The 13947-nt window shown below is 32.0% G+C and carries 13 protein-coding genes; all 13 read left to right on the top strand.

The window, feature by feature from the left end; translation table 11 throughout:
* The first annotated feature begins 18 nt into the window (after positions 1 to 18).
* The 13 genes from HDEF_RS01115 (at position 19) to HDEF_RS01050 (ending at position 13898) form a co-directional block, all read left to right on the top strand.
* A complete protein-coding gene (locus HDEF_RS01115; protein ID WP_012737937.1) occupies positions 19 to 783 on the top strand; it encodes a phosphocholine cytidylyltransferase family protein in 765 nt (254 codons plus the stop codon).
* Positions 783 to 2504 carry a phosphoenolpyruvate mutase gene (aepX, locus tag HDEF_RS01110; RefSeq protein ID WP_012737936.1) on the top strand — a complete coding sequence of 574 codons (1722 nt, stop codon included), beginning with the start codon at positions 783 to 785 and terminating at the stop codon, positions 2502 to 2504. Before HDEF_RS01115 ends, aepX begins: the two co-directional genes overlap by 1 nt.
* Complete coding sequence (gene aepY / locus HDEF_RS01105; RefSeq protein ID WP_012737935.1) at positions 2501 to 3688, top strand: phosphonopyruvate decarboxylase; 1188 nt, start codon at positions 2501 to 2503, stop codon at positions 3686 to 3688. Before aepX ends, aepY begins: the two co-directional genes overlap by 4 nt.
* Positions 3688 to 4779, top strand: coding sequence for an aminotransferase class V-fold PLP-dependent enzyme (locus tag HDEF_RS01100; protein ID WP_012737934.1), 1092 nt, complete (start codon positions 3688 to 3690; stop codon positions 4777 to 4779). The genes aepY and HDEF_RS01100 overlap by 1 nt, the downstream gene beginning before the upstream one ends.
* 18 nt (positions 4780 to 4797) lie before the next feature.
* Positions 4798 to 5547 (top strand): class I SAM-dependent methyltransferase, encoded by a 750-nt coding sequence (locus HDEF_RS01095; RefSeq protein WP_012737933.1) that lies wholly within the window; start codon positions 4798 to 4800, stop codon positions 5545 to 5547.
* Positions 5548 to 6446: 899 nt separating this feature from the next.
* On the top strand, positions 6447 to 6641 hold the full coding sequence (locus HDEF_RS01085) for a LicD family protein (protein ID WP_012737932.1): 195 nt from the start codon (positions 6447 to 6449) through the stop codon (positions 6639 to 6641).
* 55 nt (positions 6642 to 6696) lie between these two features.
* Positions 6697 to 7851, top strand: a complete 1155-nt coding sequence (locus HDEF_RS01080) for a CDP-glycerol--poly(glycerophosphate) glycerophosphotransferase (RefSeq protein ID WP_012737931.1) — start codon at positions 6697 to 6699, stop codon at positions 7849 to 7851.
* A gap of 3 nt (positions 7852 to 7854) precedes the next feature.
* Positions 7855 to 8952, top strand: coding sequence for a glycosyltransferase (locus HDEF_RS01075; RefSeq protein WP_012737930.1), 1098 nt, complete (start codon positions 7855 to 7857; stop codon positions 8950 to 8952).
* Positions 8942 to 10015, top strand: coding sequence for an EpsG family protein (locus HDEF_RS13675; RefSeq protein ID WP_012737929.1), 1074 nt, complete (start codon positions 8942 to 8944; stop codon positions 10013 to 10015). Before HDEF_RS01075 ends, HDEF_RS13675 begins: the two co-directional genes overlap by 11 nt.
* Positions 10012 to 10485: a glycerol-3-phosphate cytidylyltransferase gene (gene tagD, locus HDEF_RS01065; protein WP_012737928.1), complete on the top strand. Its 474-nt coding sequence runs from the start codon at positions 10012 to 10014 to the stop codon at positions 10483 to 10485. The genes HDEF_RS13675 and tagD overlap by 4 nt, the downstream gene beginning before the upstream one ends.
* Positions 10486 to 11508: a sulfotransferase family protein gene (locus HDEF_RS01060; RefSeq protein WP_012737927.1), complete on the top strand. Its 1023-nt coding sequence runs from the start codon at positions 10486 to 10488 to the stop codon at positions 11506 to 11508. It abuts the gene before it with no gap.
* A gap of 391 nt (positions 11509 to 11899) precedes the next feature.
* Complete coding sequence (locus tag HDEF_RS01055) at positions 11900 to 12562, top strand: peptidoglycan bridge formation glycyltransferase FemA/FemB family protein (RefSeq protein ID WP_012737926.1); 663 nt, start codon at positions 11900 to 11902, stop codon at positions 12560 to 12562.
* 157 nt (positions 12563 to 12719) lie between these two features.
* Positions 12720 to 13898: a glucosamine inositolphosphorylceramide transferase family protein gene (locus HDEF_RS01050; RefSeq protein WP_012737925.1), complete on the top strand. Its 1179-nt coding sequence runs from the start codon at positions 12720 to 12722 to the stop codon at positions 13896 to 13898.
* Positions 13899 to 13947: the final 49 nt, after the last annotated feature.

Here is a 13947-nt window from a genome sequence, read left to right as displayed (position 1 = left end):
TTATTGGAGGCATTTTTAATGCGGGCTGTCATTCTTGCTGCAGGTCAAGGTCTACGTCTACAGCAACCTAAACAGGAACAAATACCAAAATGCCTGTTACAATTTGATGGTAAAACTTTACTTGAACGTCACCTGATACTTTTAAAAAGTGTGGGGGTCTATGATGTCACTCTTGCACTTGGTTTTCGTCATGAATTAATTGAGGCTGAAATTAAACGCCTAAATTGGCAGCCATCCCCCGAAACTTTTGTGAATTCATCTTTTGATCTCGGGAGCGTGCTAACTGTTCATACTGTGACAGATGCAGTAACTCGAGGAGGTGATGTGCTGTTGATGGATGCCGATGTGTTGTGCGACATAGATATTTTAAGTGCCTTGGTAGCCAATAATCAATCAATAAACCGTTTGTTGATTGATTATAATTTTGAAGAGGGTGAGGAGCCCGTTAAGCTCTGTATACGTGATGGGATTCCTGTTGAATTAAGAAAGAAACTATCAGTTGACCTAAAATACGACACTGTTGGCGAATCAGTTGGTTTCTTTCGTTTTGATGAATCGGCAGCACAACGCTTTGCTACTATTGTGCGAGAGTATATCGATAGTAACCGTGCGCATATGCCTCATGAAGAAGCCGTGCGTGATTTATTACAAGAATACAATCATATATTTGAAGTTCGTGATATCACAGGGGCTCCATGGATGGAAATTGATTTTCCTAAGGATATCATACGCGCAAAAAATGAAATTTTGCCTCAGCTAAAACCATTATTAGGAGTTGTTTAGTGAGTACTCTTTCCCCTTCTTATACCATCGATTCTACTAATAAAATTCCGTTAACTCATAGTGCGCAATTACGACAAATGTTGTTAAGTGATGAACTTGAATTTCTTATGGAAGCCCACAACGGTTTGTCTGCTCGCATTGTACGTGAAGCCGGTTTTCGTGGGATCTGGGCATCGGGTCTGTCGATTTCAGCACAATTTGGTGTTCGTGATAACAATGAAGTGAGTTGGACCCAAGTAGTTGACATGCTTGAATTTATGGTAGATGCAAGCAATCTACCTATTTTACTGGATGGTGACACAGGTTATGGCAACTTTAATAACATGCGTCGTTTGGTACGAAAGCTTGAGCAACGTGGTGTTGCTGGAGTTTGTATAGAAGATAAGCAATTTCCAAAAACAAATAGTTTCATTAACGGAGAGCGCCAACCTTTGGCCGACATTGAAGAATTTGTTGGAAAAATTAAAGCAGGCAAAGACACTCAAACCGATTCAAATTTTTCTATCGTTGCCCGTGTTGAAGCTTTAATTGCCGGTTGGGGGATGGATGAAGCATTACGCCGTGCGGAAGCTTATCGGCTCGCTGGCGCTGATGCGATATTGATCCACAGTAAACTCTCAAAATCAGATGAGATCGTGGCTTTTGCCCGTGAATGGGCCGATCGCGGCACTCCACTGGTCATTGTTCCAACACGCTACTACAGCACAGCGACCGATGTATTTCGTCAAGCCGGTATTAGTACGGTGATCTGGGCAAACCATTCGGTACGTTCAGCAGTTTCTGCGATGCAAAGCGTAGTTAAAGAAATTTACGAAACTCAAACGTTGATCAATGTAGAAGATCGCATTGCTTCTGTTAACGAAATTTTTCGTTTGCAAAATGCTGCTGAATATACTGCTGCCGAAAAAATTTATTTATCGGCTTCCAGTAGCCCACGTGTGGGGCTTGTGCTGGCTGCTAGTCGTGGGGCGCGTGAACTGGAGCCTATTACTCATGACCGTCCAAAAGTCATGTTACCGATTGCCGGTAAATCATTATTACGTTGGTTGGTCGATGGCTTCAAAAAAGAGGGGATTAATGACATCACGGTAGTCGGTGGTTATCGTGCGGAAAACATCGATAATGCCGGGATTAGATTGGTTGTCAATCAAAATTACGCAACAACCGGTGAATTGGTATCACTAACCTGTGCCATCGATAAAATTAACAGCGAAGTTACTATCTGCTATGGTGATTTATTATTTCGTCATTATGTATTGCGTGATTTGCTTGAAAATACTGCTGAATTTTGTGTCGTCGTTGATTCATCACAAACAAGTGCTGACAATCGTACTGTACGTAACTTCGTTTATTGTACTGAAAAAGATAATCGAGGAATGCTTGGTCAAAAAGTACTACTCAAACATGTCACCAACGATTTAAACGCTGTGCCTTATGAAGATCCTTTGGTACAAGGACGCTGGATTGGTCTACTAAATGTGTCTGGTAAAGGGTTAAACAGATTGAAAATTGTGTTAACGAATCTACGTATGCAACCTGAATTTAATACCTTTGGTATGCCAGAACTACTAAATGCGTTGATTGCAGATGGTGCCGCCATAGAAGTGCTTTATATTCATGGTCATTGGCGTAGTGTGAATGATCTCAATGATTTCACCAATGCACAGACACCGCTAAAAAATACAGAGAATTTGTCATACAAACCGGAGATTGATCAATGATTGAAGCGCATCAATTTGTTGAAGCAGCGCGCGAAAGGGGCTTTGACTGGTATGCTGGTGTGCCCTGCTCCTATCTAACCCCTTTTATCAATTATGTATTGCAGGAACCATCTCTACGTTATGTATCTGTGGCTAATGAAGGTGATGCTGTTGCGTTGATTGCTGGCGTTGCACTCTCCGGAGCAACTGGGCTATCTCACCGACGTGGTATTGCGATGATGCAAAATTCAGGACTGGGTAACGCAGTCAGTCCTTTAACTTCGTTGACTTGGACATTTCGTTTGCCACAGTTACTGATCGTTACCTGGCGTGGTCAACCCGGTGTTGCTGACGAGCCACAGCATGCATTGATGGGGCCGATTACACCCGCAATACTGGAAAAGATGGAGATCCCTTGGGAATTATTTCCCACCGAGCCTGATGCCATAGTCCCAGCCTTAGATAGATCGATAGCTCATATGGACAAAACGGGACGACCCTATGCGTTAGTCATGCAAAAGGGAAGTGTAGCCTCTTATCCGCTTAAATCCAGTATGGCTGTAGTGTCGACTAATAAAACAACTTCCTGTGTATTTTCGAAATGGCGAGGCCTTGAGCCTATATTTAGGCCATCACAATATCAAGCCTTACAAAAAGTAATTGAAAAAACACCAACCACTTCGACAGTGGTTTTTGCATCAACGGGATTTTGTGGGCGGGTATTGTATGCCATCGACGATCGACCTAACCAGTTATATATGGTCGGATCAATGGGTTGTGTGGTACCGTTAGCACTCGGATTTGCTTTGGCACGCCCGGATTTAAGAGTGGTGATACTTGATGGTGATGGTGCAGCATTAATGCGGATGGGAGCATTCGCCACTGTGGGTGCTTATGGTTTATCGAACATACAGCATCTATTACTTGACAATGGTGTCCATAACTCAACCGGAGGGCAAGCAACAGTGTCACCTCATCTTTCATTTGCGGGTGTTGCTACGGCCTGTGGGTATGCGTCATCACTTGAAACGGATGATATTGAAGAAATCGATACTTGGCTAAGTTCAGTACCCTCAGCTGGTCCCCGTTTTGCCTGCCTCTTGACAAGGATAGCCATGCCTAAAAATTTACCCCGTCCCTCTATGACTCCTGTTGATGTAAAAACACGGTTGATGCGACATATTGCGGTTACTGGAGCTAACTAATGCTATTACTAAACCCTGGCCCTGTAACATTAACGGAATATGTACGTAACAGTTTGTTGCAGCCTGATTTGTGTCATCGTGAAAGCGAATTTTTTGATTTGCAAGATGAGATAAAAAAACGGATTTTAGCAATTTATGAGTTAGATCCGGCTCAATGGGCAGCGATATTAATAACAGGTTCAGGTACTGCGGCTGTTGAAAGCATGTTGGCGGGGTTAGTTCCTGAAACAGGTCGCTTGCTCATTGTCGAAAATGGTGTCTATGGTGAGCGTATTGCACAAATCTCTGCTCAATACGGTATTATGTATAAAAGGATCGTCGGAGATTGGATGCAGGGGCTTAACCTCGATGTGATTACCTCGGAGCTTGATTCTACACTTAAAGATCAACGTTTCAGTCACTTAGCGGTAGTACATCACGAGACTACTACAGGGCGGCTTAATGATTTGCCATCGCTAAGCAAATTATGTTGTGAACGGGGCGTTAAGTTACTTGTCGACGCGGTCAGCAGTTTCGGTGCGGAGCAATTAAATTTCTCCGACGAAAGCCTAATCGGTATCGCGGCAACGGCTAACAAATGTCTACATGCTGTGCCAGGGGTTTCATTCGTGGTAGTACGTCGTACTGCTATCTGTCAGGCAACCAGTCGTACTTATTATCTTGACCTTAAGCGATTGATTCATTTGCAAGATCAACGCGATACACCGTTCACACCTGCTATACATGCCTATTATTCGCTAGCGGCAGCGCTGTGTGAACTCGAGGAACAGGGAGGCCGAAGAACTCGTTACCAAAATTATTCAGCACTGTCCGAACAGGTACTGATAGGGATGAAGGCTCTCGGAATTGAGCCAGTCGTACCCATTTCTCAGTCATCAGTAGTGTTACGTGCCTACCATTTACCAACAGGGCTGACGTATGCCAAGTTACATGATGCATTGAAAGCAGAAGGTTTTGTGATTTATGCAGGACAAAGGGATTTATCAAAAACACTATTTCGAATTTCTACGATGGGTGATCTGAATTCAGCTGATATCGATCGGCTGTTGAAAGGCGTAGCTAAAGTAATAAATGAACTAAAAATATATTAATCAAGAGATAATACATTAATGAAATATACAACATGTAATGATGAAGATGTAAGTAAATTAGAGGTTAAGCCTTTTTATGATGATTCCTCAGTAAATTCATTAAATATACATTTTAATAATACCGAAATTGAAGAAAGAGAAAATAATGAATTTGCAATTTTAAAGAAAATTTTCAATTCATATGATATTAAAGCATCTAGGATTATTAATCCGGGATGCGGAACCGGCTATGCTTGCAGTTTAGCGATACGCTTAAATTTAAACTATGTAGGGATCGATTTTAGTAGTCAACAAATAGCGTTAGCTAATTCACTAGTTAATAAAAATGAAAGAATAAAATTTATTAACGACAATTTTTTAAATATTAGTAATTATTTAAAAAATGGGGATTTTGTATTAATTCAATTTTTATTACAGTTTTTTTTAGATAAAGAATTAGATTTAATCTTTAAAAAAATCAGTAAAAATTATAAAGGCTATCTTTTTATAGAGGAAGGTGTGTCTACTTTAAAGAATAGAATCATTATAAAAGATCATGATATGAAGATAGGTCATTTTTATAATACCCAATATAGAACAATTCATGATTTTCTTGAAATTTTTTCAAAATATTTTTTTGTCCTTGAGTATGATTTCATATTACAAAATATAAAAACGGAGAGGATAGATACTAAATATATGTATTTTGTTTTAAAAAATATGTTTATTTTATCCATTTTATTATTATTGATTAAAGAATCAGAAAAATATGAAATTACTTTCAAATAAAGATATAATTTCAATAAATATTCAGTCGCAGCAAATTTTTTCTTGGATTTCTGAGTCAATAAAAATCAATCAATATTACCGCCAAAAACAAGTTTGAAGCCTAATCAAGATTCCTTTTATAATTTTATACCATGCCTGCTACCACATGTCGATTTTGGGGGCATAAAAGTAGTTAATCGTTTCCAGATAGAATACCATTAATAAATAGCCAAATAATGCTCTATAATATTAATACTGGTGATATTAAGGCTATTATGGACGCAAATTTCATTACTACGATGAGAACTGCTAAAGTAGCAACACATTCGATAAAGCTTTTTGCAAAAAAATAGTTGAATCTCATATAGTCACCTTTCAAATTTGTGAAACATACTTTGACTGTATTTTAAATAGCGACATTATTATATCATCAGTTACTTTTTTTGATGGCAACATTGCTCCAGATAATGCTTTTAAAGAAGGTTGTCTTTTGGTTCCAATTCATACTCGAGGTTTTATGAATTGTGATTTATTTTTTAATAAAGTTTTTTTTGATAATTTTTCTCATGTAAGTGGATTTAAATATTATTATAATTTTAAAAATAAAGCTCATGAAGTTAGTGATGTAGTGAATGGTATCAGCTTTTGGAAAGAGAAAAATATCATGAAAGAATTATATGTTAAAACGTCGGTACTACAGTTCACGATATATATTTAGTTAAAATATATTTACTTGAAAATCAATTAGATATTGGAAATATTTTTAATATTAATGATTCTAACTAAAAACTCCATATTAACATATTTTCTTGCAGAAAATAGGAAATAAAGCTGTAAATAAAAAACCTGAAATATTATATATTCATTTTCTATTATGAAAATGTAGTAATAAACATAATATAAATTTGGAATAAAAATTTATGACAATAGAAAAATCAGTACTACGACAAGCACAATTACTTTTATTGGAAGGTTTAAAAGAAATAGATCGGATTTGTAATAAACACAATATTAATTGTTGGATTGATAGCGGAACATTATTAGGAGCCAAAAGACATGGCGGATTTATACCATGGGATGATGATATTGATATATTAACCTTACTGTTCGAGTAAACTGATGGCTATTACTTAATTTAGATTAAGCCACGTTCACATAATCTATAGAATAATGAAATATCTATTTAATTATATTTTTTGCTTTTTTTTACCTTTATTATATCGCCCCAAAAAAAAATTGGTAATTTTTACATTTGATAAAAACAATATTAAATTCAACTCTAAAGCATTGTTTGAATATTCACTCAAAAAGAACATCTTTGATGTCAGATATATTATAAATGACGATAAATTAAGAAAAAAACTTATTTTAAAATATGGTGATAAATTTTTAACAACTAAAAAGATAAAAGATATAATAATAATATCAAATGCAAAAGTTTGGGTTACAGATGGTAGTTTCCCTCTTAAAACACCATTTGGGCATAAGATTAGAATTTTAATTAATTTATGGCATGGTATTCCTCTGAAAAAAGTAGGTATTATGGGGTACTCAGGTTTACAAAAATTAAGAATCTTTTTAACCCTAAAAATGTTTGCAAAACATTATAATTTATTTTCTACAACGAGCTCAAATTTATCATCAATTTATTCAAAAAGTTTCTTAATTAATGATAAAAAAATAAAGCCATTCGGGCAACCAAGAAATGATAGCTTATTTGTAAGCCATTATTCTATCAATGATTATATTTCTGATTTACCCAAATACGAAAGAATTATCTTATATGCTCCGACATGGAGAGTGGGACTCTACGGTAATGACTGGGTTGGTGAAGATACTAAGTTTTTTCCATTTTCAGACTTTAATCAAGATATTCTTGAAGAGTACTTAAAAAAGAACAATATTTTACTTTGCTTAAGACCACATCATTTACAAAAAATAGAGATAAAAAATTCAGAATGGATTAAAAATTTTTCATCAGATGTTTGTAACGAGGTGATGGATGTCATAGCGAAATTTGATCTATTAGTAACGGATTATTCAAGCATTTATTTTGATTTTTTAATATTAAATAAACCTGTCTTATTCTTACCGTACGATTTAAAATTGTACGAAAATAACGTGGGTTTAAACTTTGATTATCAAAATGTTACACCTGGTCCAAAACCCACAAGTCAGAGTGAATTTATCTATGAAATATCTAAACTATTAGATGATGAATCCTATTATAAAACTGAAAGACATAAAACTAATAATTTTTTTAATGAGATAAAATATGGAAGTTGTCAAAAAATACACAAATTTATTATTGAAAATTTGGATTAAGTGATGAAAAACAGGATTAAAAAATTAGTATTTTTAACTGAAAGTATGGTTAGTGCTGGCGGTGTAGTTCGAGTAATCAGTTTATGGGCTAACTATTTTTCACAAATGGGCTTTAATTGTAAAATACTATCAGTTATTCCTGGTAAAGCATATTTTGGCTTAGAGAAAAATATAAATTTCAAAATTAAAAAATATATTTTCAAGAACAAAATATTAGCTTTACCCATAAATTTGCTCTTAATTCTTCCTATTTTAAAAGAAGCAAAAAGCTCATACCTAATTGTAAATAAATCAGCTTATATAGAACCTATTTATTTTTGGAGAAAATTGGGTTTTTTTAAAAATATTAAGCTTGTTTATTTCTCTCATGGTGGAAATAATGAATTCGAAACATTTTATATGTCTCGCCGTACCACTAAGCATCGAGTTCGCATGATTTTTGATGTATTTGATGATGTAGTCTGTTTATTCAAAAATACCGACACTACACCAGATGTTGTAAAAGATGAAAAAATAAAATTTATTTTTAATCCATGCCCAATCCCAACTTACATAAGAGCAGCGAACGAGTATGATAAAGTTGTAATCTTTGTTGGACGGGTAACCAAGAAGAAAGGCGTTGACGATTTAATAAAAGCTTGGAAAATAATTGAGCCCAAACATAAAAATTGGAAATTACAGATTGTAGGTGATGGATCTGATAAAGAAGAATGCATATCACTAGCTCAAAATTTAGAATTAAAAAATATATCATTTTATGAGTCAACAAATGATATAGTGAAATATCTTAGAAGATCAACAATAAGTATATTACCTTCTTTATTTGAAGGAATGGGATTGAGTATACTTGAAGCAAAATCTCAAGGATGTGCTGTTATTTCAACAAAAACAAGTGGCGGAAAAAAATTAATTAATGATATGATAAATGGTATATTAGTTGATATCTCAAATGTACAAGAATTAGCGAATAAGATTGATCTTTTAATTAATGATGAAAATTTAAGAAATAGAATTATAAGGCAAGCTTATTCAGAAATGAATGTCTTTGATATATCATCCATAGCTAAGAGTTGGTCGCAGGTTTTTAAAGATGATATCTGAATATAGTCCAACTTTTTTATTAAATTTATCGTTAATTTATTTATTAATAGCTGTTTTTTGTGCAATAATTAAAAACAATTCTTTTTCTATATTTGTTTCCTTATTATTAATAATAATATATGTGACATTATTTGGGCTGCGTGATTACTCAATTGGTTCAGATACCAGAGATTATGTAGAAAATTTTCTTTACAATAACAATAATTTTGAACCCTTATTTGTAGTTATAACTTCGTTAATTCAATTAATTACTAGTAATCCAACTGCATACTTACTGATTTTATCATTAATTTATGGGGTAAATATATTTTTTGCGTATATCATATTTGGTAAAAATGTAAAATCTCATATAACCATATTTATATGGTTTCTTTTATTTAGTCTAGCACCGCTTCTTGGAATAATTAATTATTTTAGACAACCTATCAGTATTTCATTTTTTTTTTTAGGGTTGGCTGTTTATTTAAATAAAAAAAAAATAAATTTCCTTTCGGGTTTTCTATTTATATTTTCTACACTTATCCATTATTCAAACATTATTTTTTTACTGTTATTAGTATTCTCTAGATTTATAAATCTTAAAGCAATATTTTTTATTTTTATTATTGCATTGTTATTGTTCTTAGATGATTTTGGACTGTTTATAATAAATAAATATGGAGATTACCATATAGTACAAAAAACATTGGCCAAACATATACATTTTAATGCGAAACGTTCAATATCGACCATACATATGTATATTTTTTTATATTTTTCCCATCTGTTAATTTTCTTGTATTTTTACAAATATAGAATAAATAATAAAATATATACAGATTTATTAAAGTTATATGTGTTAATATTATCAGTATCTGTTTTTCTATCATTTAATAGAGAGATGGCTATCAGAATCTATGTTCCGTTGCAGTATATACTCCCGATACTTTATATGCATATATATACACATATAAAACAAAAATTAACATTCAGCCTATTATTTATAAGCTATGGGTTATTCTATTTTTGTTATATTTTAAACCGTCCTTGGTTCACAGATCAATTTTCAGGCAATATCAATTGATAAAAAAAGTTATAACATACGGAACATTTGATCTTTTCCATGTAGGGCACATTCGTCTTTTGAAGCGACTAAAAGCACTTGGTGACTATCTGATTGTTGTAATCTCCACTGACGGTTTCAATCAACTTAAAGACAAGAAATCATTTTTTTGCTATGAAGAACGAAAAGAAATAGTTGAATCTTGCAAATATGTTGATTTGGTTCTTCCCGAAAATACATGGGAACAAAAAAGATCAGATATCATTAATAATAAAGTCAACATCCTAGGAATAGGAGATGACTGGACAGGTCATTTTGATGATTTAAATGATATATGTGAAGTTATTTATCTAAAACGAACTGAAAACGTTTCTACAACTGACATAAAAAATAAATTATCTGTCATTACACTTCAAAAACTGCGAGAGCTTGAAGAATCAGTCCACAATATTTTTGATATTATAAAAGCAATATCTGGAGCTAATAAGTAAATGTTAGGACCAAAGGTAATCACATGTACTGGTTATGGTGGTACGGGTTCAAGTGTTGTTTCCGATTTACTAAAAGAATTTTCTAATGTTTGTTCATTTGGAAATTTCGAGTTTAGGTTTTTGCACGATCCTCATGGACTTAGAGATTTAGACTATGGGATTGTCCAAAATAATAATCGATTAACTACAAGTTACCATATCAATAACTATATAAAGTATATAAATTTTCTTAGCAAAAGTAATGTTTATCCATATGAGAATTTTTTTAATAAGAAATTTAAAAAAATTACAAACGAATATTTAAGAAATATTATTAATATAGAGTGGAACGGTTTTTTTCATCAAGATGTTATTAGTGATACGTCTATTAAAAAATTTATATATTACCTTGAGAGATTTTATCAGAAAAAAATTCTAGGTATGAAAGAAGGTGGGGCAAAAATTTATGGAAAGATTTTTAATAAAAAAATGTATTATTCTTACCCAAGAGAGAAATTTTATATAGAAACTCGTAAGTATTTGCGAAATTTAATCAATGCATCTAATTACGATTTAAAAGAGTATGTAATATTTGATCAACTTGTTCCACCTAATAATACTCATCATTATTTGAAGTATTTTGACGATTTAAAAATTATTGTTATTGATCGTGATCCTCGTGATTTATATCTTTTAAATAAATGTCTTTGGAATGAGAAGTGGATTCCTACTGAAAATATTCATGACTATATTAACTGGTTTAAAATCCTTAGAGAACATCAAAAATTTGATCAAGAAGATAAAAAAAGCGTTCTACGATTGCCTTTTGAAGACTTCATCTATAAATATGATCAAACAGTACAAAAAGTATGTGACTTTTGTTGTCTTAAAAGCATTAAACATACTAACAAATATAAATATTTTGATCCAAAAATATCAAAAGACAATACAAACTTAAAAAGTAAATATTCTAAATATAATATTGAAATCGCTTCTATCGAAACGGAGCTTGTTGAGTTTTGTTATAATTTTTTATACAAATAATAAAAGAATTAATTATGAAGAATGTTATCTGTTATACTTTTGATGTTTTTGGTTTATACACTTCAGTTATATTAAACTTTTCAAGTTCGCTAAAGTTCATTTCATAAAAGAAAACCATATACCAAAACTGTGATCAAACCACTGATGTGAAAAAATATGGGATCAAAAATGGAGGCATCTATGTTTGGCCCGCAAACGCATATTTCAACTAATATACCTGAGTATCATAGCATCGCCAGTTTCCAAAGATAAAACAGGCAAAATAAAGAATTTATTAAATATAACAATCATCTAACACAATTATATTTTTTATCTTAATAGGCTAAAATTCTAAAAATTTACTAGAGGCTGTCATATATCATGTTCACATCAGAATATCAAAGATGATAGTTTGCACATTTTAGAATGTCATTATCATGATAATATCAGGCTATTATACAACGACTTAATTAAAAAATCAGAGTATGATATATTAAAATGTTATCAAGTAGATACGCAACTTCCTAATCTCCAAAAATTTTACACGTTACAAATAAATTTAAATGAAAATTTGAATGATATTTTTAAAAAATTTGCAAAAAATACCCGTAATGAAATTAATAAATGTTATCGAGATGATAAATTATTGTTTCTAATAAATGAAAAAATTAATCAGAAAGATATTGTCGAATTTATCATTTTATTTAATAAGTTTAATAAATTTAAAAACCTTGGTACCAACGTTAATGAACTGGAAAAAAGTCTTGTTAGAAAAAAAGAAAATATTGCATTCTTTAAAGCAGTAAAAGATAACAGAATTGTAGTATTTAATGTTTATTTCGTAGACAATAATAGAGCTAGGCTAAAATGTTCTGTTTCTCTTCGTGGAGAAGATGGCAAGGAAAGAAATTTAATTGGCAGAGCCAATCGCACATTACATTTTGAAGCAATTTCATTTTTTAAAGAAAAGGGATACAAGCTTTATGATATGGGTGGCGTTTCACTTACTGAGGATAAAATGGGTATAGATTCATTTAAATCTAAATTTGGCGGAATTTTATTTACAGAATGGTAAGGTAATTGTCCTATCAGTATGAAAGGTAAATTATTCATTGAATTATATAAAATAATAAATAAGCTAAAATAATTAAATTTAATATTAATAAAAAACCTTCAACGTGAAATATAACTTTTATCCAAAAGTTTTAATTTAATACAAATGGAGCTAAATATTGATTTCTATAAAGATTGGTAGTGGTAAATCCATCGATGCTGAAGTAGTAAATTCATGTTTATTTTATGATAAATTAACATTAGAATTTTCATTCCCTGATGGTAGTGTTATAAAATCATCCTTACTACCGAATAGAGTTTCGTTTACAAAAAACAAAAAGCTCATTAATGAAAAAATTACTTTATTTGAAAAAAGATTTAATCAAAAAATTAAAATTATCAACCCTAAACGCATATTATTTATAGAATATTTTTTGTACTATTTTTGCTTAATTTTAAAAAATATCTTTGTTAAATTTTTTATGCCAAATCAATGGGTTATAGCATATCGTAAAATTGGCAATAAAGATTGGAAAATCATTGAATTTAAAAAAAATGAATTAATGGCAGATCCCTTTATTTATTATTGTGATAATAAATACTATTTATTTTATGAGGGATTAAATTATGATGTAGACCGAGGATACATTTGCGCTGGTGAGTTAGATACAGAAAAAAATAAAATAATAAATATTAAAAAGATTATTAATGAGAGCTATCATCTTTCTTTCCCTTATATATTTGAGATTAACTCTGAATTGTACATGGTTCCTGAATCATCAAATAATCACACAGTAGATCTTTATAAGTGTAATGAATTTCCATATAAGTGGGATAAAGTAAAAACACTTATTGGTAATATAGAAGCCGTTGATACAGTCTTGATTAAAAATGAAAATATGTGGTATTTGCTCACTAGTGAAAAAGTTTACGGTGCTTCTTATGGGGATGAATTAACAATATTTATAAGTGAAGATCCATTAAAGAAACCCTTTAGGCGTATTTCTGATATGCCTGCTGTTCATGATATTGCTTTAGCACGTAATGCCGGTTCTATTTATGTGAGTAAAGCAGGTAACTTATATCGCGTATCACAAGACTGTTCTCGTCGATATGGTTTTAAAGTCAATATAATGAAGATCACCCAATTATCTGAAAAATATAAGTACCGTGAAGAACTTATCTCTAAGTTTGACTTACCAAAAAATGCAATTGCAATGCATACGTATAATTTTGCCCATGAAATAGAAATTACTGATTTAAAAATCATTAATAAAGATATTGCTTCATTACTAAGAAATGCCCGTCGTATTTTTAAAAAAATATGGGCATCTATTCGGTCCCGGATCATTTCATAGATCCTCGTCATTCACTCGGTTCATGGCCAAAATAGCTACTGAGGCACAT

The organism is Candidatus Hamiltonella defensa 5AT (Acyrthosiphon pisum), assembly GCF_000021705.1.
GTDB classification, from domain to species: domain Bacteria; phylum Pseudomonadota; class Gammaproteobacteria; order Enterobacterales; family Enterobacteriaceae; genus Hamiltonella; species Hamiltonella defendens.
The sequence above is the reverse complement of the archived record's forward strand: the minus strand, read 5'-3'. Positions and strand labels throughout refer to the sequence as shown.

What these genes read in the sequence shown, in the direction of transcription:
- HDEF_RS01085 (WP_012737932.1), top strand. Translation starts at nt 6,447, where the DNA reads ATGACAATAGAAAAATCAGTACTACGACAAGCACAATTACTTTTATTG.
- HDEF_RS01075 (WP_012737930.1), top strand. Translation starts at nt 7,855, where the DNA reads ATGAAAAACAGGATTAAAAAATTAGTATTTTTAACTGAAAGTATGGTT.
- HDEF_RS01095 (WP_012737933.1), top strand. Translation starts at nt 4,798, where the DNA reads ATGAAATATACAACATGTAATGATGAAGATGTAAGTAAATTAGAGGTT.
- aepY (WP_012737935.1), top strand. Translation starts at nt 2,501, where the DNA reads ATGATTGAAGCGCATCAATTTGTTGAAGCAGCGCGCGAAAGGGGCTTT.
- HDEF_RS01100 (WP_012737934.1), top strand. Translation starts at nt 3,688, where the DNA reads ATGCTATTACTAAACCCTGGCCCTGTAACATTAACGGAATATGTACGT.
- HDEF_RS01115 (WP_012737937.1), top strand. Translation starts at nt 19, where the DNA reads ATGCGGGCTGTCATTCTTGCTGCAGGTCAAGGTCTACGTCTACAGCAA.
- HDEF_RS13675 (WP_012737929.1), top strand. Translation starts at nt 8,942, where the DNA reads ATGATATCTGAATATAGTCCAACTTTTTTATTAAATTTATCGTTAATT.
- HDEF_RS01080 (WP_012737931.1), top strand. Translation starts at nt 6,697, where the DNA reads ATGAAATATCTATTTAATTATATTTTTTGCTTTTTTTTACCTTTATTA.
- HDEF_RS01060 (WP_012737927.1), top strand. Translation starts at nt 10,486, where the DNA reads ATGTTAGGACCAAAGGTAATCACATGTACTGGTTATGGTGGTACGGGT.